At 61.7% G+C, this 21874-nt stretch carries 26 protein-coding genes; 22 read left to right on the forward strand and 4 right to left on the reverse strand.

Going from position 1 to position 21874, the window contains the following annotated elements; genetic code table 11:
- The first annotated feature begins 12 nt into the window (after positions 1-12).
- The 9 genes from J2W17_RS01575 (at position 13) to J2W17_RS01615 (ending at position 8030) form a co-directional block, all read left to right on the forward strand.
- Positions 13-2274, forward strand: a complete 2262-nt coding sequence (locus J2W17_RS01575) for a chemotaxis protein CheA (RefSeq protein WP_307328142.1) — start codon at positions 13-15, stop codon at positions 2272-2274.
- A gap of 50 nt (positions 2275-2324) precedes the next feature.
- Complete coding sequence (locus J2W17_RS01580) at positions 2325-3461, forward strand: protein-glutamate methylesterase/protein-glutamine glutaminase (protein WP_307328145.1); 1137 nt, start codon at positions 2325-2327, stop codon at positions 3459-3461.
- Positions 3461-4201, forward strand: coding sequence for a flagellar motor protein (locus J2W17_RS01585; RefSeq protein WP_307328148.1), 741 nt, complete (start codon positions 3461-3463; stop codon positions 4199-4201). The genes J2W17_RS01580 and J2W17_RS01585 overlap by 1 nt, the downstream gene beginning before the upstream one ends.
- A 14-nt stretch (positions 4202-4215) precedes the next feature.
- Positions 4216-5109 (forward strand): flagellar motor protein MotD, encoded by an 894-nt coding sequence (gene motD, locus J2W17_RS01590; RefSeq protein ID WP_307328151.1) that lies wholly within the window; start codon positions 4216-4218, stop codon positions 5107-5109.
- A gap of 43 nt (positions 5110-5152) precedes the next feature.
- A complete protein-coding gene (locus J2W17_RS01595) occupies positions 5153-5941 on the forward strand; it encodes a ParA family protein (protein ID WP_307328153.1) in 789 nt (262 codons plus the stop codon).
- Between the two features lies 1 nt (position 5942).
- The gene (locus tag J2W17_RS01600; protein ID WP_307329483.1) at positions 5943-6212 is read left to right on the forward strand and encodes a hypothetical protein; all 270 of its coding nucleotides are present in this window, start codon (positions 5943-5945) and stop codon (positions 6210-6212) included.
- The gene (locus tag J2W17_RS01605; protein WP_307328156.1) at positions 6209-7066 is read left to right on the forward strand and encodes a CheW domain-containing protein; all 858 of its coding nucleotides are present in this window, start codon (positions 6209-6211) and stop codon (positions 7064-7066) included. The genes J2W17_RS01600 and J2W17_RS01605 overlap by 4 nt, the downstream gene beginning before the upstream one ends.
- A gap of 85 nt (positions 7067-7151) precedes the next feature.
- Positions 7152-7637 (forward strand): chemotaxis protein CheW, encoded by a 486-nt coding sequence (locus J2W17_RS01610; RefSeq protein WP_307328159.1) that lies wholly within the window; start codon positions 7152-7154, stop codon positions 7635-7637.
- Positions 7638-8030, forward strand: coding sequence for a DUF2802 domain-containing protein (locus tag J2W17_RS01615; protein WP_307328162.1), 393 nt, complete (start codon positions 7638-7640; stop codon positions 8028-8030). It begins immediately after the preceding gene.
- Between the two features lie 228 nt (positions 8031-8258).
- Here J2W17_RS01615 and J2W17_RS01620 read toward each other — a convergent pair whose 3' ends face one another.
- Positions 8259-8588 carry an EscU/YscU/HrcU family type III secretion system export apparatus switch protein gene (locus J2W17_RS01620; protein WP_307328165.1) on the reverse strand — a complete coding sequence of 110 codons (330 nt, stop codon included), beginning with the start codon at positions 8586-8588 and terminating at the stop codon, positions 8259-8261.
- Positions 8585-10156: a flagellar hook-length control protein FliK gene (fliK, locus tag J2W17_RS01625; protein WP_307328168.1), complete on the reverse strand. Its 1572-nt coding sequence runs from the start codon at positions 10154-10156 to the stop codon at positions 8585-8587. Before fliK ends, J2W17_RS01620 begins: the two co-directional genes overlap by 4 nt.
- 198 nt (positions 10157-10354) lie before the next feature.
- Between fliK and ccmA the strand changes: the two genes are divergently transcribed.
- The 13 genes from ccmA (at position 10355) to J2W17_RS01690 (ending at position 19151) form a co-directional block, all read left to right on the forward strand.
- Positions 10355-10990: a cytochrome c biogenesis heme-transporting ATPase CcmA gene (ccmA, locus tag J2W17_RS01630; RefSeq protein WP_307328171.1), complete on the forward strand. Its 636-nt coding sequence runs from the start codon at positions 10355-10357 to the stop codon at positions 10988-10990.
- Positions 10987-11655 carry a heme exporter protein CcmB gene (ccmB, locus tag J2W17_RS01635; protein WP_093225052.1) on the forward strand — a complete coding sequence of 223 codons (669 nt, stop codon included), beginning with the start codon at positions 10987-10989 and terminating at the stop codon, positions 11653-11655. Before ccmA ends, ccmB begins: the two co-directional genes overlap by 4 nt.
- A 91-nt stretch (positions 11656-11746) precedes the next feature.
- Entirely contained in the window at positions 11747-12502 is a 756-nt protein-coding gene (locus J2W17_RS01640; RefSeq protein WP_064679078.1) for a heme ABC transporter permease, read from the forward strand.
- Positions 12499-12675 carry a heme exporter protein CcmD gene (gene ccmD / locus J2W17_RS01645; RefSeq protein WP_064679077.1) on the forward strand — a complete coding sequence of 59 codons (177 nt, stop codon included), beginning with the start codon at positions 12499-12501 and terminating at the stop codon, positions 12673-12675. Before J2W17_RS01640 ends, ccmD begins: the two co-directional genes overlap by 4 nt.
- Positions 12672-13127, forward strand: coding sequence for a cytochrome c maturation protein CcmE (gene ccmE, locus J2W17_RS01650; RefSeq protein WP_307328183.1), 456 nt, complete (start codon positions 12672-12674; stop codon positions 13125-13127). The genes ccmD and ccmE overlap by 4 nt, the downstream gene beginning before the upstream one ends.
- Before the next feature lie 3 nt (positions 13128-13130).
- Entirely contained in the window at positions 13131-15119 is a 1989-nt protein-coding gene (locus J2W17_RS01655) for a heme lyase CcmF/NrfE family subunit (RefSeq protein WP_307328186.1), read from the forward strand.
- Entirely contained in the window at positions 15116-15652 is a 537-nt protein-coding gene (locus tag J2W17_RS01660; RefSeq protein ID WP_307328189.1) for a DsbE family thiol:disulfide interchange protein, read from the forward strand. Before J2W17_RS01655 ends, J2W17_RS01660 begins: the two co-directional genes overlap by 4 nt.
- The gene (locus tag J2W17_RS01665; protein WP_307328193.1) at positions 15649-16122 is read left to right on the forward strand and encodes a cytochrome c-type biogenesis protein; all 474 of its coding nucleotides are present in this window, start codon (positions 15649-15651) and stop codon (positions 16120-16122) included. Before J2W17_RS01660 ends, J2W17_RS01665 begins: the two co-directional genes overlap by 4 nt.
- Positions 16115-17317 carry a c-type cytochrome biogenesis protein CcmI gene (gene ccmI / locus J2W17_RS01670; protein WP_307328196.1) on the forward strand — a complete coding sequence of 401 codons (1203 nt, stop codon included), beginning with the start codon at positions 16115-16117 and terminating at the stop codon, positions 17315-17317. The genes J2W17_RS01665 and ccmI overlap by 8 nt, the downstream gene beginning before the upstream one ends.
- 14 nt (positions 17318-17331) lie before the next feature.
- Entirely contained in the window at positions 17332-17742 is a 411-nt protein-coding gene (locus J2W17_RS01675; protein WP_307328200.1) for a hypothetical protein, read from the forward strand.
- Positions 17743-17858: 116 nt separating this feature from the next.
- Entirely contained in the window at positions 17859-18428 is a 570-nt protein-coding gene (phnN, locus tag J2W17_RS01680; RefSeq protein WP_307328203.1) for a phosphonate metabolism protein/1,5-bisphosphokinase (PRPP-forming) PhnN, read from the forward strand.
- A 106-nt stretch (positions 18429-18534) separates the two neighbouring features.
- The gene (locus J2W17_RS01685) at positions 18535-18747 is read left to right on the forward strand and encodes a type II toxin-antitoxin system HicA family toxin (protein WP_307328205.1); all 213 of its coding nucleotides are present in this window, start codon (positions 18535-18537) and stop codon (positions 18745-18747) included.
- Positions 18747-19151, forward strand: coding sequence for a type II toxin-antitoxin system HicB family antitoxin (locus J2W17_RS01690; RefSeq protein WP_307328208.1), 405 nt, complete (start codon positions 18747-18749; stop codon positions 19149-19151). The genes J2W17_RS01685 and J2W17_RS01690 overlap by 1 nt, the downstream gene beginning before the upstream one ends.
- Positions 19152-19229: 78 nt before the next feature.
- On the opposite strand, the gene J2W17_RS01695 is transcribed toward J2W17_RS01690, so the two are convergent.
- Positions 19230-20435, reverse strand: a complete 1206-nt coding sequence (locus tag J2W17_RS01695) for an MFS transporter (RefSeq protein WP_307328211.1) — start codon at positions 20433-20435, stop codon at positions 19230-19232.
- Between the two features lie 364 nt (positions 20436-20799).
- Entirely contained in the window at positions 20800-21798 is a 999-nt protein-coding gene (locus tag J2W17_RS01700; protein WP_307328213.1) for a sulfate ABC transporter substrate-binding protein, read from the reverse strand.
- Between the last annotated feature and the right edge of the window lie 76 nt (positions 21799-21874).

Consider the following 21874-nt stretch of genomic DNA (forward strand, 5'->3'; position numbering starts at 1 on the left):
AGCACCCATTTAATGAGCTTCGGCGCCGATGAAGAGATCCTTCAGGATTTCCTGGTTGAGGCCGGCGAGATTCTAGAGCAACTGTCCGAACAGCTGGTCGAGCTTGAAAGCCGACCGGATGATGCGGACTTGCTCAATGCAATTTTTCGCGGTTTTCACACTGTAAAAGGAGGCGCCGGCTTCCTCCAGCTCAACGAGCTGGTGGAGTGCTGTCACATCGCCGAGAACGTGTTCGACATCCTGCGCAAGGGTGAACGTCGCGTCGATTCGGAACTGATGGACGTGGTTCTTGAAGCGCTGGATGCAGTGAACGGCATGTTCACCGAGGTCCGCGAACGCAGCCCGGTCACGGCGGCCACGCCTGAGTTGCTGGCGGCCCTGGCGCGCCTGGCCGAGCCGCAATCGGCCGACGAAGGGGCACCGGTTGTCGCCGTGGCGCCTGTGGCTGAAAGCGTGGCGGATGACATCACCGACAACGAATTCGAACAACTGCTGGACTCGTTGAACGCGGTCAAGGCGCAGGCCGAGGCGGCGCCTGCCGCTCCGGCACCAGCACCGGTCAGCCACAATGGGCCGGTCAGCGACGAAATCACCGATGCCGAGTTCGAGGCATTGCTCGATCAGTTGCATGGTAAAGGCCGGTTCGCCGTCGACGCCGTGGCTGCACCAACCGCACCAGCAGCGCCCGCCGCACCGAAAGCGGCAGGGGACAGCTCCGACATCACCGACGAAGAATTCGAAGCACTGCTCGACCAGTTGCATGGCAAGGGCAACTTCGCGGTCGAAGCGCTGGAGTCGGCGATCGCGTCGGCTCCGGTCCCGGCCGCGCCGGAGGCCGCAGCGGTGGGCAGCGATCTGATCTCCGATCACGAGTTCGAAGCGCTGCTCGACGAGCTTCACGGCAAAGGCAAGTTTTCTGAAGTCGGCACCGCGACCGGCGCCAGTGCGTCGGTGGCCACGCCGGTCGCCAAGGCGGCAGGGCCGCAACCGGTCGCCAAAGCCCTCGAGCCCAAAGCCCCCGAGCCAACCGCCGAAGCAGCGAAGGCCGCCCCGGCGCCTGCGCGTGCACCTGCGGCGCCTGCGCCTGAGAAGCCGGCCAGCGAAGCCGAGACCACCGTGCGGGTCGACACCGCGCGGCTCGACGAAATCATGAACATGGTCGGTGAGTTGGTACTGGTGCGTAACCGTCTGGTCCGCCTGGGTGCCAACAGCGCCGATGAGGCAATGTCCAAGGCCGTGTCGAACCTCGACGTGGTCACGGCCGACCTGCAGACCGCGGTCATGAAGACACGGATGCAACCGATCAAGAAAGTCTTCGGACGTTTCCCGCGCCTGGTTCGCGACCTGGCGCGCCAGCTCAAGAAAGAGATCAACCTGGAGCTGGTCGGCGAAGAAACCGACCTCGACAAGAACCTGGTCGAGGCCCTGGCCGATCCGCTGGTCCACCTGGTGCGCAACGCCGTCGACCACGGCATCGAATCGCCGGAAGAACGTGAAGCGTCGGGCAAGCCCCGCGGCGGCAAAGTGATTCTGGCGGCCGAACAGGAAGGCGATCACATCCTGCTGTCGATTTCCGATGACGGCAAAGGCATGGACCCGAACGTCCTGCGTGCCATCGCGGTAAAACGCGGGGTGATGGACAAGGACGCGGCCGAGCGCCTGAGCGACACCGAGTGCTACAACCTGATCTTCGCCCCGGGGTTCTCGACCAAGACCGAGATCTCCGACGTGTCGGGTCGTGGCGTGGGCATGGACGTGGTGAAAACCAAGATTTCCCAGCTTAACGGTTCGATCAACATCTACTCGGCCAAAGGCCAGGGCTCGAAGATCGTCATCAAGGTGCCGCTGACCCTGGCGATCATGCCGACGCTGATGGTCATGCTCGCCAACCAGGCGTTCGCCTTCCCGCTGGTGAACGTCAACGAGATCTTCCACCTCGACCTGTCGCGCACCAACGTGGTGGACGGCCAGGAGGTGGTGATCGTGCGCGACAAGGCGCTGCCACTGTTCTACCTCAAGCGCTGGCTGGTGCGCTCCGCCGCTCACGAAGAGCAGCGTGAAGGCCATGTGGTGATCCTGACGGTGGGCACCCAGCGGATCGGCTTCGTCGTCGACCAACTGGTGGGCCAGGAAGAAGTGGTCATCAAGCCATTGGGCAAAATGCTCCAGGGGACCCCGGGCATGTCGGGCGCCACCATCACCGGTGACGGCCGCATCGCGTTGATTCTCGATGTTCCGAGCATGCTCAAGCGTTACGCCACGCGGCGTATTTGATTCTGGCGGGGCGGGGCGACTGAGCCTTGCTCCGTCCATATGGAGTGTTTATGGCAGTCAAGGTCCTGGTGGTGGACGATTCGGGGTTTTTCCGCCGCCGCGTCTCGGAAATTCTTTCAGCCGATCCGAATATCCAGGTCGTCGGCACGGCGACCAACGGCAAAGAGGCGATCGATCAGGCGTTGGCCCTCAAGCCGGACGTGATCACCATGGACTACGAGATGCCGATGATGGATGGCATCACCGCCGTGCGGCATATCATGCAACGCTGCCCGACCCCGGTGTTGATGTTCTCCTCGCTGACCCATGAAGGCGCCCGGGTCACCCTCGACGCGCTGGATGCTGGCGCAGTGGATTTCCTGCCGAAGAATTTCGAAGACATTTCGCGCAACCCGGAGAAGGTCAAGCAACTGCTGTGCGAGAAGATCCTGAGCATCTCGCGCAGTAACCGTCGTGTCAGCGCCTACAGCGCTCCGGCGCCGGTCGCCGCGCCAGCCCCAGCCCCGACGTCTGCGCCTTCGAGCGTCACCAGTTACGGTAGTAGCGCGCCGGCGCGTCCGGCCCCGGCACCCATTCCGGCGCGTACGCACGCCCCGGTCTCGTCGTCGCCAGCACCCAAGCGCAAAGCTTACAAACTGGTCGCCATCGGCACGTCCACCGGCGGCCCGGTTGCCCTGCAGCGGGTGCTGACCCAGTTGCCAGCCAATTTCCCTGCACCGATCGTGTTGATCCAGCACATGCCGGCGGCGTTCACCAAGGCGTTCGCCGAGCGCCTGGACAAGCTCTGCCGCATCCGCGTCAAGGAAGCCGAGGATGGCGACATCCTGCGTCCGGGCCTCGCGCTGCTGGCGCCGGGTGGCAAGCAGATGATGGTCGACGGCCGTGGCGCGGTGAAAATCCTCCCGGGTGACGAGCGACTGAACTACCGGCCGTGCGTGGACATCACCTTCGGTTCGGCGGCCAAGTCCTACGGCGACAAAGTTCTGGCGGTGGTGTTGACCGGCATGGGCGCCGACGGACGAGAAGGCGCGCGCCTGCTCAAGCAGAGCGGTAGTTCGATCTGGGCCCAGGATGAAGCCAGCTGCGTGATCTACGGCATGCCGATGGCCATCGTCAAAGCCGAACTGGCCGACGCGGTGTATGGCCTGGACGAGATTGGCAGGCATCTGGTCGAGGCGTGTGTCTGATGGATGTACTGAGCCTGATCGGGATCATCATGGCATTTGTCGCGATCATCGGCGGCAACTACCTTGAAGGCGGTCACCTCGGCGCACTGGTCAACGGCCCGGCAGCACTGATTGTCATCGGCGGCACCGTCGGGGCGGCGCTGCTGCAGTCGCCGATGAGCGCCTTCAAGCGCGCCTTGCAGATCCTGGTCTGGATTTTGTTCCCGCCGCGGGTGGATCTGGCCGGCGGTATCGATCGCGTGGTGGGCTGGAGCCTGACCGCGCGCAAGGAAGGTTTGCTTGGCCTGGAAGGGGTGGCCGATGCCGAACCCGACAATTACTCGCGCAAAGGCCTGCAACTGCTGGTGGACGGCGCCGAGCCGGAGTCCATTCGCAGCATTCTGGAGGTGGATTTCTACACCCAGGAAAGCCGCGATATCGAGGCCGCCAAAGTTTTCGAAAGCATGGGCGGCTACGCGCCGACCATCGGCATCATCGGTGCGGTGATGGGCCTGATCCATGTCATGGGCAACCTGGCCGATCCGTCACAACTGGGCAGCGGCATTGCCGTGGCCTTCGTCGCCACCATCTACGGCGTGGCCAGTGCCAACCTGGTGCTGCTGCCGATTGCCGCCAAGCTCAAGTCCGTCGCCCTGCGCCAGTCGCGTTATCGCGAAATGCTGCTCGAAGGGATCCTGTCGATCGCCGAAGGTGAAAACCCTCGTTCCATCGAGATGAAGCTTCACGGTTTCATGGATTGAGGAGGTCATGGACGATGGCTCGTCGCCGGCAACCTGAAGAACCCGTCAATCGTGAACGCTGGCTGGTGTCCTACGCGGACTTCATCACCTTGCTGTTCGCTTTTTTCGTGGTGATGTACTCGATCTCTTCGGTCAACGAAGGCAAGTACAAGGTGATTTCCGAAGCCTTGATCGGGGTCTTTGCCAATGCCGACCGCGCACTGCAGCCGATTCCCGTCGGCGACGAACGACCGAGGACCGTGACCCCGGCCAAGCCACTGGTAAAGGACAGCGAGCAAATCGACGCGGGCATCGCCCAGGCCGCCAACGATCCGCTGAAAAGCATCGCCGATGACATCAGCGCGGCATTCGGCGACCTGATCAGTTCCAACCAGATGACCGTGCGCGGCAATGAGTTGTGGGTCGAGATCGAGCTCAATTCCAGCCTGTTGTTCGGCAGCGGCGACGCCATGCCCAGCGACATCGCGTTCAACATCATCGACAAGGTCGCCGCGATCCTGAAGCCGTTCGACAACCCGATTCACGTTGAAGGTTTCACCGACGATCGACCGATCCGCACTGCGCAATACCCGACCAACTGGGAGCTGTCCTCGGCCCGGTCGGCCAGCATCGTGCGCATGCTGGCGATGCAGGGGGTGAACCCCGGTCGTCTGGCGTCGGTGGGTTACGGTGAGTTCCAGCCGGTGGCCAACAACGCGACCGCCGAGGGCCGGGCGCGTAACCGGCGCGTGGTGCTGGTGGTGTCGCGAAATCTCGATATCCGTCGCAGCCTGACCGGCACCGGAACCACCAATGCCAAACCGGATGCCGCCTTGAAGCGTGCTGGCACACAAACTGCACCGACCCCGATCAAGTCGCCGGGACGAGAGAGTGCCGTCAATTCTCCGTCACCCGCATTAATACGCTGAGCTAATTCTCGGTCGTACCTGTCGACCGGGAGGAACAATCCAAATGAGAGTCTGGGCAGTCGCCAATCAAAAAGGTGGTGTAGGTAAAACCACTTCCTCCATCGCTTTAGCCGGGTTACTGGCCGAGGCGGGCAAGCGCGTGGTCGTGGTCGATCTCGACCCCCACGGCTCCATGACCAGTTACTTCGGTTATGACCCCGATCGCCTGGAACACAGCGTCTACGACCTGTTCCTGCACAAGGGCAGCGTGCCCGAGGGGTTGCCCGGTCAGTTGTTGTTGTCCACCAGTCATGAACACATTTCGCTGTTGCCGTCGAGCACCGCGCTGGCGACCCTCGAGCGCCAGTCGCCGGGCCAGAGCGGCCTGGGCCTGGTGATTGCCAAGAGCCTGGCGCAGTTGTGGCAGGACTTCGATTACGCGCTGATCGACAGTCCGCCGTTGCTCGGCGTGCTGATGGTCAATGCCTTGGCGGCGAGCCAGCAGCTGGTGATCCCGGTGCAGACCGAGCACCTGGCGGTCAAAGGCCTGGAGCGCATGGTCAGCACCCTGACGATGATCAACCGCTCGCGCAAACAGGCGCTGCCGTTCAGCATCGTGCCGACCTTGTACGATCGCCGTACCCAGGCCTCCATCGGGACAATGCGGTTGTTGCGCGACATGTACCCGGAGGAAATCTGGCAGGGCCACATCCCGGTCGACACCCGCTTGCGGGACGCCAGTCGTGCGGGCATGACGCCTTCGCAGTTCGACACCAAGAGCCGTGGCGTCCTCGCGTACCGCGCCCTGCTCAAGCACCTGCTGGCGGCACAACTCGTCCCGCAGGTGGCCTGAGATGAACCCGATCCCCGTCGTCAACGATATCGCTGGAAACCTGGCACCCCGCGGCGCTCTCAGGTTTTTCGCTGTAGGAGCAAGCTTGCTCGCGATGGTCGTCAACGATAACGCTGGAAACCTGACACTCCGCGGCGCTCTCAGGTTTTTCGCTGTAGGAGCAAGCTTGCTCGCGATGGTCGTCAACGATGACGCTGGAAACCTGACACTCCGCGGCGCTCTCAGGTTTTTCGCGAGCAGGCTCGCTCCTGCAATGGGTGGGCGTCAGTGAACAGGCCGGTAAAGACCACTTCACGTCCGCAACTGGCGCTGCAGTCCTATCTGGACAGCTTGCTGATGGAGGTGACCGAAGAGCTGCCGCTGGAAATGGAGGCGCTGCCGGAGGTTGAAGACGCACTGGATGAATTCCAGGCGGCGGTGCTTGAAGAGCAGGCACTCGATGCACGGAAATCCGCTGTGGCTGCCGCGCCTGTGGTTGCTCCGGTCACGCAAGCATCGGGAGTGATCGACGAAGCGCCGGCACCGGTTCCGGTACCCGAATCGGCCATCGCACCACCACTGCAAACCCTGGTACCGCCGGTAGTCGAAGTCCATCAAGCTCCCGGCACCACGCCGCCAACGATTGAAACAAACGGTCGTCCTTCATGGGCCGCCGAGCCATTCGAATGCCTGTTGTTCGACGTCGCCGGGTTGACCCTGGCGGTACCGCTGGTGTGCCTGGGTTCGATCTATTCGTTGTCCGGTCACGAACTGACGCCCCTGTTCGGTCAGCCCGACTGGTTCCTCGGAATCCTGCCAAGCCAGGCCGGCAACCTGAAGGTGCTCGATACCGCGCGCTGGGTCATGCCCGATCGTTACCGCGACGATTTCCGCCAGGGCCTGCAATACGTCATTTCGGTGCAGGGCTACGAGTGGGGGCTGGCGGTGCATCAGGTCAGCCGCTCGTTGCGCCTGGACCCGAACGAAATCAAATGGCGCAGTCACCGCGGTCAACGGCCATGGCTGGCGGGCACGGTGATCGAACACATGTGTGCGTTGCTCGACGTTACCGAACTGGCCGAGTTGATCGCCAGCGGTGGGGCAAAACACATGGACGACAACAAGCCGGCGCGTCAACCGACATAGTAGCTACATGACAAAACAGAAGGCGGCACTGCATGTCGTCGCACAGAACACACACCGCCAGGGCGGTTTATCTAGGGGTCAGGGTATGAATGAGAAGGCGTCGTCTGCAAAGGGTTCCGAAGATCCGATCCTGCAATGGGTAACCTTCAAGCTGGACAATGAAACCTACGGCATCAACGTGATGCGCGTCCAGGAAGTCCTGCGCTACACCGAAATCGCCCCGGTCCCCGGTGCCCCGAGCTACGTGCTGGGCATTATCAACCTGCGTGGCAACGTGGTCACCGTGATCGACACCCGTCAGCGCTTCGGCCTGATGAACGCCGAAATCAGCGACAACACCCGTATCGTCATCATCGAAGCCGACAAGCAAGTGGTCGGGATCATGGTCGACAGCGTGGCCGAAGTGGTTTATCTGCGCCAGTCGGAAATCGAAACCGCGCCGAACGTCGGTAACGACGAGTCCGCCAAGTTCATCCAGGGCGTGTGCAACAAGAACAACGAATTGCTGATCCTGGTCGAACTGGACAAGATGATGAGCGAAGAAGAATGGTCGGACCTGGAGAACATCTGATTGATGCTTGAGGTGGCGGTCATTGTCCTGTTCCTCTTGTGGGCAGGCACGCTGGCAATGTTCCTGGCCTACGTGCGCGCGCAAAAGCTGGTCGCCGCGCAACAGGCCGGGGATGATGCGCTGCGCGACCAGCGCCTCAAGGACCTGGCCAAGCGCGTCGACGACTACCAGAACAGCAACGTGCGCATGGGGCAGGACCTGCAGGAATTGCGCGCGGTGGTCGGGCCGTTGCCGGACAAACTGGCGCAGCTGGAACAACGCGACCCGTCGAGCCTGTCGTTCGCCCAGGCGGCTCGCCTGGTAGGCATGGGCGCAAGCGTCAACGAACTGACTCAGTCCTGCGGCCTGACCCAGGCCGAGGCGGAGCTGATGAGCAAGTTGCACAAAAGCTGACAGGACCGTCCACAACCCCCTGTGGGAGCGAGCCTGCTCGCGAAAACCGTCAACGATAACGCGTTAAACCTGATACCCCCCAGCGCCCGACGGTTTTCCGCGTTCCCCTGTGGGAGCGGGCTTGCCCGCGAAAATCGTCAACGATAACGCGTTATAGCTGGCAAACCGCGGCGCCCGTTGGTTTTTCGCGAGCAGGCTCGCTCCTACAGGATGGCGTTAATTGAAATCTCAGTAATCATCCCCGCGATCGGTAATGTCCTTCTCGACCATCGGCCCATCCGGATCGTGCCCCGCGGGAAATTTCCCCTTCAGATTCCACGCAAACGCAATAATCTCGGCAATCGTACGGTACAACTCTTCCGGAATACTTTCCCCCAACTCCATCCGCGCCAGCAGCTTCACCAGTTCGGCGTTCTCGTAAATCGGTACTTCATAATCCCGGGCAATCTTCAAAATGGCTTCGGCCAGCGCATCGTCAGCTTTCGCCGTGAGGGTAGGGGCATGGCTGCCATCGTATTTGAGAGCGATGGCCTGGCGCGGGGTGTCAGGGATTTTCATGCGGTTTCGTCGACCCAGCGTTGTTCGAGACGGGTTTGGGCGCCTTGCGGCGGTGTGCCGAGGTGGCAATCGATGTCGCCGACGTTCAGGCCCGAATCCAGCAGGCGTTGACGCAGTGCCGCCAGATTGCTTTCGATCAGGCTGGCGGTATAGGGCCGCTCGGCCCATAGCTGACTGGAAAGGCTGCCACTGATCAACTGCGCTTGTACCTGTAGCGGCCCGAGCGGCTCCATGTCGAACGCCAGTTCGACGCGCCAGAGCTGTTGCCTGGGCGGGCGTTCTTCGTGGCGTTCTTTTGGCTGCTGCTGTTCGGGAGCGTCTTCGCGCTGGAACTTGACTTGCAGTGGCACGATGTCCTGCATATTGCGCATTGGTATTTCCAGCTGCCAGGTGCTCATCAGGCGCCCGTCACTGGTCATGCCGGTCTGCTCCAGGCTCGACAGTTGATGGCTTTGCAAGCGCGCCACCGCTGCAGCCGCCAGGCGCAGCAGGTGTTCGAGATCGTCCTCGCCTTCTGCGCTTTGCAACAGGCGTTCGGGCAGGGGGAAGGTGGTCGGCGACGGTTTGGCGCTGACCTGCACCAGCATGCCCAGGGCGCTGCGCACGAAACCCGGCATGGCTTGGGCCAGGGTATTGGCGGCAACGATCGCATTCAAGTTGGTGTTGGCCGGCAATCCCGGGGTCAATTGTGCGATCAGCTTGAGCAAGTCGCCCTTCATGTCCGGCGCCAACGTCGGGTTCTGCCCGCCGAGGAGTTTCGCTTCGAGGAACAGTCCGCTGCCGGCCAGTGCCTGGGCCAGGCCCTTGGGTGTACTGAGTTGATGCACATCCGGCAGGCCGGCGAGCAACTTGTCCACGGCAGCGCGCACTTCGCTGGATGCCTGGTCCGCGGGCAGGTTTTGCAGCATTTTCAACAACCCGTCGATCGAACCCTGGCGACTCTGCTGACTGACCAGTTGTTGAGTCACCGCCAGTTGTTCCTGACGGCTGCTCAAGGGCACGAACGTCAGGGTCTGGGCGTCCTGCACCCGTGCGCTCAACAAGGTGCCGACGGGCAGTGGCTGCGGGCTGTCGATGCTCAATGTACTGCCACTCAACGCCGTATTGAGCAGGCTCACCATCGAGCGAAAGACCGTTGGCTGACCCGACACTTGGGGCATGACTTGAGAGGTCAATACCTTGCCTTGCACCAGGGTGCCGGCCGGCAGTTGCGCGGTGTCGATGCGGGTGAGGGTGGCGACGCTGGACGCGACGGCCTGTTGCACGGTGATCGCCAGATTGGCTGCCGATGGCTGAGTAATCGCAAGGTGCGTGCCCTGGAGCAGCGGCTGGCTGCTGGTGGCCTGGACCGTGGTCTGGCGGCCGCTGTCGAGGGTAACCTTCAGCAGCAGTTGAAACGTCTGTTGCGCCTGCTTGAGCGACAACACTTCGGCCTTGGCGCTCTGACCGGTGCTGATCAGGCCCTCCATCGGCGTCAGCAACTTGAGCAACTCACCACTGACCGCTTGCGCATGCGGCGTCGCAGGCACGGTTGGCGGTAGCGGGGGGATGTTCATATCGCCTGTCATATGCGGTCACAACCTGAGGAAATTGCCCTCTTGAGAGTAGGGCATGGCATGTATAATGCGGCCCCGTTGTATCCGGGGCGCTGAATTCATTTGCAAATACTTGATCTGGCGCCTTAGACCGAGCTGCCAAAGCATTTATCCTGCATCACTTTAGCGGCCGAACCGCTGCCGACTTGAACCGTAAAGGCCCGTGATCTCTTGACCAGTCCTGTCCTGCAAACCGTTGCCCTTGCCTGTGAGCGAGACCTTCGGCTGCTCTTCGAAAATCTCGAATTGAGACTGGCCAGTGGCGAAATGGTGCAAATCAGTGGCCCTAACGGCAGCGGCAAGACCAGTCTGCTGCGTCTGCTGTGCGGCCTGATGCAGCCGACCGCCGGTCAAGTGCTGCTCAACGGCCAGCCGCTGAACGAGCAACGCAGTGAACTGGCGCACAACCTGCTGTGGATCGGCCATGCCGCCGGGATCAAGGACCTGCTGACCCCGGAAGAAAACCTGAGCTGGCTCTGCGCCTTGCATCACCCGGCCTCCCACGAGGCGATCTGGCAAGCGTTGGCCGCTGTCGGTCTGCGCGGTTTCGAGGATGTTCCCTGCCATACCCTGTCCGCCGGCCAGCAGCGCCGCGTGGCATTGGCGCGGTTGTACCTGGACAGTCCGGCATTGTGGATCCTCGATGAGCCCTTTACCGCGCTCGATAAACAAGGCGTGGCGCAGCTCGAAGAACACCTGGCCGCACACTGCGAGCGCGGTGGCATGGTCGTGCTGACTACGCACCACACCCTGAGCCGGATGCCGGCGGGTTATCGCGACATCGACTTGGGGAACTGGGCCGTATGAGTGTCTTCGGCCTGTTGGTCGCCCGCGAGGCCCGTCTGCTGTTCCGCCGTCCCGCGGAATTGGCCAATCCGCTGGTATTCTTCGCGATCGTCGTTTCGCTGTTCCCGCTGGCGGTCGGACCCGAGTCTCAATTGTTGCAAACCTTGTCTCCTGGACTGGTCTGGGTAGCGGCCCTTTTATCTGTCTTGCTCTCGCTGGACGGGCTCTTCCGCAGTGATTTCGAGGACGGTTCCCTGGAACAGTGGGTCCTTTCGTCGCACCCCCTGCCTCTTCTGGTATTGGCCAAGGTACTGGCACACTGGGCCTTCTCCGGCCTGGCACTGGTTTTGCTGGCACCACTGCTGGCGTTGATGCTCGGTCTGCCTGCCGCCTGTCTGCCGGTGTTGCTGCTTTCGTTATTGCTGGGTACACCGGTGCTGAGCCTGCTCGGTGCGGTGGGCGCGGCGCTGACGGTGGGATTGAAGCGAGGCGGCCTGCTGCTGGCGTTGCTGATCCTGCCGTTGTATATCCCGGTGTTGATCCTGGGCAGTGGCGCCTTGCAGGCGGCCTTGCAAGGCATGCCGGCGACCGGTTATCTCCTGTGGCTTGGCAGCCTGACCGCCCTGGCGATAACCCTGACACCTTTTGCAATAGCTGCTGGCCTGAAGATCAGCGTCGGCGAATAATAATGAGGCCTGGTCAAATTTTGACCACTTCCCTGGAAGAAAGGCAGACTCCCGGCGCTTGAAGCCAGGAGCAACCGTGATGGAAACAGTAATGAACTGGACCTGGTTTCATAAGCTCGGCTCACCCAAATGGTTCTACGGCATCAGCGGCAAACTGCTGCCGTGGCTCAGTGTCGCGGCGTTGCTGCTGATCGGCGTTGGCGTAGTATGGGGGCTGGCCTTCGCACCGCCGGACTACCAGCAAGGCAACAGCTTTCGCATCATCTACATCCACGTTCCGGCCGCCATGCTCGCGCAGTCCATCTACGTGATGCTGGCCGTGTGCGGCATCGTCGGGCTGGTGTGGAAGATGAAACTGGCCGACGTCGCCCTGCAATGCGCGGCGCCCATCGGTGCCTGGATGACCGCCGTGGCGCTGGTCACCGGCGCGATCTGGGGCAAACCGACCTGGGGCTCGTGGTGGGTCTGGGATGCCCGACTAACGTCCATGCTGATCCTGCTGTTCCTGTACTTCGGTCTCATTGCGCTGGGCAACGCGATCAGCAATCGTGACAGCGCGGCCAAGGCCTGCGCGGTGCTGGCGATTGTCGGCGTGATCAATATCCCGATCATCAAATACTCGGTGGAGTGGTGGAACACCCTGCACCAGGGCGCCACCTTCACCCTCACCGAAAAGCCGGCGATGCCGGTGGAAATGTGGTTGCCATTGCTGCTGACGGTGTTGGGTTTCTACTGTTTCTTCGGCGCCGTGCTGTTGCTGCGCATGCGCCTTGAAGTGCTCAAGCGCGAAGCTCGCGCGAGCTGGGTCAAGGCCGAAGTGCAAAACAGCCTGGAGGTCGCGCGATGAGTTTTGCTTCATTCGGCGATTTCCTTGCCATGGGCCATCACGGCCTGTATGTCTGGTCGGCCTATGGCATTTGCCTGGCGGTACTGGTTCTCAACGTGGCGGCGCCGGTCCTGGCCCGCAAGCGGTATCTGCAACAAGAGGCGCGTCGTCTGCGCCGGGAGAACGGCAAGTGAATCCCCTGCGTAAAAAGCGTCTTATCATCATTCTCGCGATCCTGGTCGGCGTCGGCGCTGCGGTCGGCCTGGCCCTGAGCGCCCTGCAACAGAACATCAATCTGTTCTACACCCCGACCCAGATCGCCAACGGCGAAGCCCCGCAAGATACGCGCATCCGCGCCGGCGGCATGGTCGAGAAAGGTTCGCTGCAACGTTCCGGCGATTCCCTGGACGTGAAATTCATTGTCACCGACTTCAAGGAATCCGTGACCATCAGCTACCGCGGCATCCTTCCGGATCTGTTTCGCGAAGGGCAGGGCATCGTCGCCCTGGGCAAGCTCAATGCCGATGGCGTAGTGGTGGCCGACGAAGTGCTGGCCAAGCACGATGAAAAATACATGCCGCCTGAAGTGACCAAGGCTTTGAAAGACAGCGGCCAATCGGCTCCAACGCCCGCGAAGGAGGGTTGAACCATGACTTCCGGCATTTTTATTCCTGAGCTGGGCCACCTGGCGATGATCCTGGCGCTGTGCTTCGCGCTGGTCCAGGCCGTGGTGCCGTTGCTGGGTGCCTGGCGGGGTGACCGCTTGTGGATGAGCCTGGCCCAGCCGGCCGCCTGGGGGCAGTTCGCGTTCCTGCTGTTTGCCTTCGGTTGCCTGACGTACGCCTTCATGGCCGACGATTTCTCCGTGGCCTATGTCGCCAGCAACTCCAACAGCGCCTTGCCGTGGTACTACAAATTCAGTGCGGTATGGGGCGCCCACGAAGGTTCGTTGCTACTGTGGGCGTTGATCCTCGGCGCCTGGACCTTCGCCGTGTCGGTATTCTCGCGGCAGTTGCCGCAAGTGATGCTTGCCCGAGTATTGTCGATCATGGGCATGATCAGCATCGGTTTCCTGCTGTTCCTGATCCTGACGTCGAACCCCTTCGAGCGAATCCTGCCGCAGATTCCAACGGACGGTCGTGACCTCAACCCCTTGCTGCAAGACATCGGCCTGATCGTTCACCCGCCCATGCTGTACATGGGTTATGTCGGTTTCTCCGTGGCCTTCGCCTTTGCCATCGCCGCGTTGCTCGGCGGGCGTCTCGATGCGGCGTGGGCGCGCTGGTCCCGTCCGTGGACCATCGTCGCCTGGGCTTTCCTCGGTATCGGCATCACGCTGGGCTCCTGGTGGGCCTATTACGAGCTCGGCTGGGGCGGCTGGTGGTTCTGGGACCCGGTGGAAAACGCCTCCTTCATGCCCTGGCTGGTCGGCACGGCGCTGATTCACTCGTTGGCGGTCACGGAAAAGCGTGGCGTGTTCAAGAGCTGGACCGTGCTGTTGGCCATCGCCGCGTTTTCGTTGAGCCTGCTCGGCACCTTCCTCGTTCGTTCCGGTGTGCTGACCTCGGTGCACGCCTTTGCGTCCGACCCCGAGCGTGGTGTGTTCATCCTGATCTTCCTGTTGTTCGTGGTCGGCGGTTCGCTGACCCTGTTCGCCCTGCGCGCACCGGTGGTCAAGAGTCACGTTGGCTTCAACCTCTGGTCCCGGGAAACCCTGCTGCTGGGCAACAACCTGGTGCTGGTGGTGGCGGCTTCGATGATTCTGCTCGGCACCTTGTACCCGTTGATCCTCGATGCGATGACTGGCGCCAAGCTGTCGGTCGGCCCGCCGTACTTCAACGCGTTGTTCATTCCCTTGATGGCGTTGTTGATGGTGGTGATGGCGGTCGGCATGCTGGTGCGCTGGAAAGACACCCCGGTCAAATGGCTGATGGGCATGCTGACCCCGGTGTTGCTCGGCAGCGCCGCGCTGGCTGTGGTGGCCGGCGTCGCCTACGGTGATTTCAACTGGGCGGTGATCGCCACCTTCATGCTCGCGGCCTGGGTGTTGCTGGCCGGCGTTCGCGACATCTTCGACAAGACTCGCCACAAGGGCCTGATCAAAGGCCTGCCGACCTTGACCCGCAGTTACTGGGGCATGCAGGTCGCGCACCTCGGCATTGCCGTGTGTGCCCTGGGTGTCGTGCTCTCGAGCCAGAACAGCGCCGAGCGCGACCTGCGCCTGGCGCCGGGCGAATCCATGGACCTGGGCGGCTACCAATTCGTGTTCGAAGGCGCCAAACACTACGAAGGCCCGAACTTCACCTCCGACAAGGGCACCGTACGAGTGGTCCGTGACGGCAAGGAAATCAGCGTGCTGCATCCGGAAAAACGTCTGTACACCGTGCAGAACTCGGTGATGACCGAAGCCGGGATCGATGCCGGTTTCACCCGGGACCTCTACGTTGCCCTCGGCGAACCGCTGGGGGATGGCGCCTGGGCCGTGCGCGTGCACGTCAAGCCGTTCGTGCGCTGGATCTGGTTCGGTGGCCTGCTCACCGGTTTCGGCGGGTTGCTGGCGGCCCTGGATCGGCGTTATCGGGTCAAGGTGAAAAGCCGCGTGCGTGAAGCACTGGGCATGACGGGAGCGACGGCATGAGACGTTGGCTGATGCTGTTGCCCCTGGCGATTTTCCTGGTGGTTGCCGTGTTCCTGTACCGCGGCCTGTACCTGAACCCGGCGGAATTGCCCTCGGCGATGATCAACAAGCCGTTCCCGGAGTTTTCCCTGCCCGCGGTGCAGGGCGACAAGACCCTGACCAGGGCCGACCTCCTCGGCAAGCCGGCGCTGGTCAACGTCTGGGGCACCTGGTGCATCTCCTGCCGGGTCGAGCACCCGGTGCTGAACAAGCTGGCCGAGAAGGGCGTGGTGATCTACGGCATCAACTACAAGGATGTCAACGCGGATGCCTTGAAGTGGCTGGAAGAATTCCACAACCCGTACCAATTGGACATCCGTGACGACGCAGGCACATTGGGCCTGAACCTCGGCGTGTATGGCGCCCCGGAAACCTTCTTCATCGATGCCAAGGGCATCATCCGCGACAAGTTCGTCGGGGTGATCGACGAACAGGTCTGGCGTGAAAAACTTGCAGCCAAGTATCAGGCGCTGGTGGATGAGGCCAAGCCATGAAGCGCTGGATAGCTGCTGTGGTGTTGGGCTTGAGCATGGCCGGCGTGGCGCATGCGGCCATCGATACCTATGAGTTCGCCAATGAAGGCGATCGCGAGCGTTTTCGCGAGTTGACCAAAGAACTGCGCTGCCCCAAGTGCCAGAATCAGGACATCGCCGATTCCAACGCCCCGATTGCCGCCGACCTGCGCAAAGAGATTTTCCGCATGCTTGGCGAGGGGAAGGACAATCAGCAGATCATCGATTTCATGGTCGACCGCTACGGTGATTTCGTGCGCTACAAGCCCGCGCTGAACGCCAAGACAGTGGTGCTTTGGTTCGGCCCCGCCGGCCTGCTGCTGGGTGGTTTCGTGATCATCGCCGTGATTGTCCGACGCCGGCGCGTGCAAAGCGCTGCCACCAAGGATGAGCTTTCTGCCGAGGAGCGTGAGCGCCTCGACCACCTGTTGGATAAAACCAAGAATGATTGATTTCTGGCTCGCTGCAGGTCTGCTGCTTCTGGTTGCCCTGAGTTTTCTGTTGATCCCCGTTCTGCGTGGCCGTCGCGCCCAGCTTGAAGAGGATCGTACCGCCCTCAACGTCGCGCTGTATCAGGAGCGCGTGGCCGAACTGCAAACCCAGCAGGAGGAGGGCGTGCTCGACGCCGGCCAAATGGACACTGGTCGTGCCGAAGCCGCTCGTGAGCTGCTGGCGGACACTGAAGGCGTCGAGGCACCGCGAGTGTCGCGCCTGGGCAAACCGTTGCCATTGCTGGCGGCGATTCTGGTGCCGGTGCTGGGCCTTGGCCTGTACCTGCATTTCGGGGCCAGCGACAAGGTCGAGCTGACCCGGGAATTCACCCAGGCGCCACAGTCGATGGAAGAGATGACCCGTCGCCTGGAGCGCGCGGTCGAGGCGCAGCCGGATTCGGCTGAAGGCCTGTATTTCCTCGGTCGCACCTACATGGCTCAGGATCGTCCTGCTGACGCAGCGAAGATCTTCGAACGTGCAGCTAACGTGGCCGGTCGTCAGCCGGAGTTGCTCGGCCAATGGGCCCAGGCCCAATACTTCGCCGATGGCAAGAAGTGGTCGGACAAGATCCAGGCACTGACCGACGAAGCGCTCAAGGCCGATCCGAAGGAAGTCACCAGCCTTGGCCTGCTCGGTATCGCCGCCTTCGAAAGCGAGCGTTACCAGGACGCCATCGACTATTGGAATCGCCTGCTCACGCAATTGCCGCCGGATGACAACTCCCGAGCCGCGCTGCAAGGCGGGATTGCTCGGGCCAGCGAAAAACTCGTCGCCGGCGGCGGCAAATTGGCCGAGGCGCCGGCTGCCAAGGTCGCGGCGGTGCTCAAGGTCCGTGTGGATCTTTCACCCGAGCTCAAGGCCAAGGTCCAGCCGGGCGACAGCGTGTTCATCTTTGCCCGGGCCACATCCGGCCCACCGGCGCCACTGGCCGCCAAACGCCTGACCGTGGCCGACTTGCCGGCGACCGTCGAACTGGGCGATGCCGATGCCATGATGCCGCAGTTGAAACTGTCGAACTTCCCTGAAGTCCAACTGGTTGCGCGCATCTCCCGCGCCGGCCAGCCGACGGCGGGCGAATGGATCGGTCGCAGCCAGCCCTTGGCCAGCAGTACCACCGCACAGCAACAACTGACCATCGACAGTCCGGATAAATGACAGGAAACGCAACCATGACCGCCATCGCTCGTATCACCCTGCTCAGTATGGTCCTGGGGTTAAGCGCTTGCGCGGTCCAGCGGCCTCAGCCGACGCCGACGCCACAGCCGCCGATCCCGCCCTCGCAGCCCCGCCCGACGCCGTCCACCGCCCCGACGCCGAGCAAGCCGAGCATTCCGGCCAAGCCCGCCAAACCGCTGCCCCGCACCTCCGCCAGTTTCGCCCCGCCGCCCGGTGGCAACAGCCACTGGGATCCCAAGCTGGGGGTCTACGTGCTCGAAGATCAGACCAATACCTTCTACCGCCAGCGCACCTACTACCGCTGGAACAACGGCTGGAGTCGTTCGATCAGCCCGAACGGGCCGTGGGAAGACACCACTATCCAGGGTGTGCCGGGCGGGTTGGGACGGCAGTTCGGGAAGTAAATAGTCAGCACGAAACACGGCGACCTTCGGGTCGCCTTTTTGATCAAATAGACACGGAGCCAGGACGGCCTGCCGGTGGTCCGACAAGTCTGGCGACAGGCGAAGAGGGTATTTTGATGGCGGGCAGGTTGATCTATCTCATCGGACCTTCCGGTTCGGGCAAGGACAGCCTGTTGGATGCAGCACGAGCGCCATTGGCCGATCGCGGCTGTCGGATGGTGCGGCGGGTCATCACCCGCTCGGCGGAAGCAGTGGGGGAAGCGGCGCATGGCGTGAGTGCGCAACGGTTTGCCGAGATGGAGGCGCAGGGCGCGTTTGCCCTGAGCTGGCATGCCAATGGCCTGGCCTACGGCATCCCGCGTGAAATCGACGACTGGCTGGCGGCAGGTCAGGACGTACTGGTCAATGGCTCGCGCGGCCATCTGCCGGCTACGCGCCGGCGTTATCCTGACCTGCTCGTGCTGTTGCTGACCGTCGATCAAGCCGTTTTGCGCCAGCGCCTGCTGGCACGGGGGCGGGAGTCGGTCGCCGAGATCGAGGCGCGGCTGGCGCGCAATGCCCGCTTCAGCGAGCGGGTGCTCGCCGCGCACGATCCGGCAGTGCGTGTGATCGACAACTCGGGGCCGCTGGAACACACGGTCGATCGTTTGCTAGCCTGCATCGACGGTCAATCCGAATGCGCCTGACAAATCACACCCCGTAAAACAACCAACCGTCGTCCTCTCGGTTTTTGTGCTTGAGTAAAGATAACTCTAGGGTTACTTTTGTTGAGGCCAAAGCAAGGAGGCTGGGGTGCAGAGCAGGTTATTGATCAAGGAGCTGGAAGAGGCGGGCTGGACGCTGGATCGGGTCACTGGCAGTCATCACATTTTCACTCACCGCTACAACCCATACACGATTCCCGTCCCTCATCCGAAAAAGGATTTACCTATCGGGACGATCAAAAGCATCAGGAGGCGCGCCGGGCTGATCTGCCCGCGAGCCGGTTGCACAGGAGATCCATAATGCAATATCCAATCTGTATCGAGTGGGGCGACGAGAACACCGCCATCGGTATTCAGATCCCCGATATTCCAGGCGCGGTAACCGCCGGGGATACGTTTGAAGATGCCTACAACGCTGCAATCGAAATAGCCCACATCATGCTGCAGGAAATAGCGGCCGACGGGGAATCGATTCCCATGCCGAGTTCGGCGGCTGCGCATCGCAACAATCCCGAATTTGTCGACATGGGCTGGGGCATGCTGGAGCTGGACATCGCGCCGTATATGGGCAGGACCGAGAAAGTCAATGTGACGTTGCCTGGCTATGTGATCCAGCGTATTGACCGCTATGTGCGCGAGCACAATGTCAAAAGCCGCTCCTCCTTCCTGGCGGATGCGGCGATGGAGAAGCTGGTTCGGCATTGAGTGGTGTCAGTCATGTCGCCATCGTCGGGTCGCCGCCCGGCTTGCTCAAAGCGGCGATCCGACGATGCTTTTTTACCTTTACGCGGTAGCGAGCGAGCGCTTCTCTGAAACGCTCAAAAACCGCAACAACGCCAGCAACGGGAACGCACTGCCGACGATCACGATCCACAACCAGCCGCCATGCTCATACACCGCACTGGCCACCGACGAACCAAACGCGCCGCCGATGAAGATGCTGGTCATGTACAACGCATTCAACCGGCTGCGGCTTTTGGCGTCGAGGGCGTAGACCGCGCGTTGGCCGAGGACCATGTTCATCTGCACACAGAAGTCGAGCACCACACCGGTGACCGCCAGGCCGATGACGCTGTAGACCGGATGGATGAAGGCCGGCAGGAAGCTCAGGCTGGCGAACAGCAGCGCCAGGAGTGACGCCATGCGGGTGTGGCCGGCATCGGCCAAGCGACCGGCGATGGGCGCGGCTATGGCGCCAATGGCTCCAACCAGGGCAAAAACGGCGATCTGGGTTTGCGACAAGCCATGATTGCGCGCCAGTTCAAGCGGCACGGCAGTCCAGAACAGGCTGAAGGTCGCGAACATGCAGCCTTGGTAAAACGCGCGTTGACGCAGTACCGGTTCTTTACGCAACAGTGTCCAGAGCGAACCCAACAACTGGCCATAAGTCGCGCTGTGATCAGGCTGGCGCTTTGGAATGGTCACGGCCAACACGACGCTGATTGCCGCCATCAGTGCCGCTGCAATCACAAACATCGCCCGCCAGCCGAAATGGTCAGCCACTATGCTGGACACTGGTCGCGCCAATAGAATCCCCAGCAGCAAGCCGCCCATGATCCCGCCGACCACACGACCGCGAGACTCTTCCGGTGCCAGGTGCGCAGCCAGGGGAATCAGGATCTGCACCGACACTGAACTGAAACCCACCAGCAGCGAAATCAGCAAGAACACGTTCGGCTGATCGGTGAGCGCCGCGCCCAGCAGACTGGCAATTGCCACCACACTGGTGATGATCATCAGCCGGCGGTTCTCGAGCAGATCACCCAGCGGCACCAGGAATAACATGCCCAACGCGTAACCGATCTGGGTCAGCGAAACGATGAAACTGGCCATGGAGTTGGTCAAACCGACATCCGGAGCGATCAGGTCGATGATCGGCTGGGCGTAATAGAGGTTGGCCACAATGGCGCCGCAGCAGAAGGCGAATAGCAGCACCATCCCTCTGGTCATTGTCACGGTGCTGTGGGACACCTGGGTTGCACGGCTCATAACGGGTCTCGCTGAACTGAAGTGAAGGCACGCAGGCTAAGCGGCGGGCCAAAGCGGCGGAAGAGGGATTGGCGTGATAGTCATTATTCCTGTGCGAAATGAATGCCCGGTCGAGTGGTGGCCGAAGTGCCGCTCCTACAAAAAAGGCGGCCTGCAGAGGTTAATGCCAATCAGTTAAGCGAATGCGGTTCACACTGTGGGAGCGAGCTTGCTCGCGATGGACTCGAGAGCGCTGCGTTTAACCAGCAAACACGCGTCATCGTTAACGACCATCGCGAGCAAGCTCGCTACCACAGTGTGAAGCACATTCGCTTAACTGATCGGCATTAACCTGTGAAGGCCGCCTTTTCGTTGGTCTCAGGGATTACTGACCGCTGTAGATCTGATCAAAAATCCCGCCATCATTGAAGTGGGTCTTCTGTACGGTACGCCAGTCACCAAAGGTCTTTTCGACCGAGAGGAAGTCCACTTTCGGGAAGCGGTCGGTGTACTTCGCCAACACCGCCGGATCGCGCGGACGCAAGTAGTTCGCCGCGGCAATCTCCTGACCTTCCGGCGACCACAGGTACTTCAGGTATTCCTCGGCGGCGGCGCGGGTGCCTTTCTTCTCGACCACTTTGTCGACCACGGAGACCGGCGGCTCGGCTTCGGCGGAGACGCTTGGGTAGATGACTTCGAACTGATCGCGGCCAAACTCGCGGGCGATCATTTCCGCTTCGTTTTCAAAGGTCACCAGCACGTCGCCAAGCTGGTTGGTCATGAAGGTGGTGGTGGCTGCACGGCCACCGGTGTCCAGCACCGGCGCTTGTTTGAACAGCTTGCCGACGAAATCCTTGGCCTTGGTTTCGTCACCGCCGTTTTTCAGCACATAACCCCAGGCCGACAGATAGGTATAGCGGCCGTTACCCGAGGTTTTCGGGTTCGGCACAATCACTTGCACGCCATCCTTGAGCAGGTCCGGCCAGTCTTTCAGGGCTTTCGGGTTGCCTTTGCGCACGATGAACACGGTGGCCGAGGTGAAGGGCGCACTGTTGTTCGGCAAGCGAGTGACCCAGTTGTCCGGGATCAGTTTGCCGTTGTCCGCCAGCGCATTGATGTCAGTGGCCATGTTCATGGTGATGACGTCGGCTGGCAGGCCGTCGATCACGGAGCGCGCCTGTTTGCTGGAGCCACCGAAGGACATCTGCAGGGTGATGTTTTCGTTGTGCTCGGCTTTCCAGTGTTTCTGGAAGGCCGTGTTGTAGTCCTTGTAGAAATCGCGCATCACGTCGTAGGAAACGTTCAGCAGGGTGGGTGCGGCCTGAGCCACGCTGGTCAGGGCCAGGCCTGCGGCCAGAAGTGAGGCGCCAAAGAGTTTTTTCACTGCGCATTCCTTGTTTTTTTGTAGGAGCCGGCTTGTCGAATCGTCGCACCGCAGCGAAGGTCTTTAACGATAACGC

Source organism: Pseudomonas lini (genome assembly GCF_030812475.1).
Classification (GTDB): domain Bacteria; phylum Pseudomonadota; class Gammaproteobacteria; order Pseudomonadales; family Pseudomonadaceae; genus Aquipseudomonas; species Aquipseudomonas lini_A.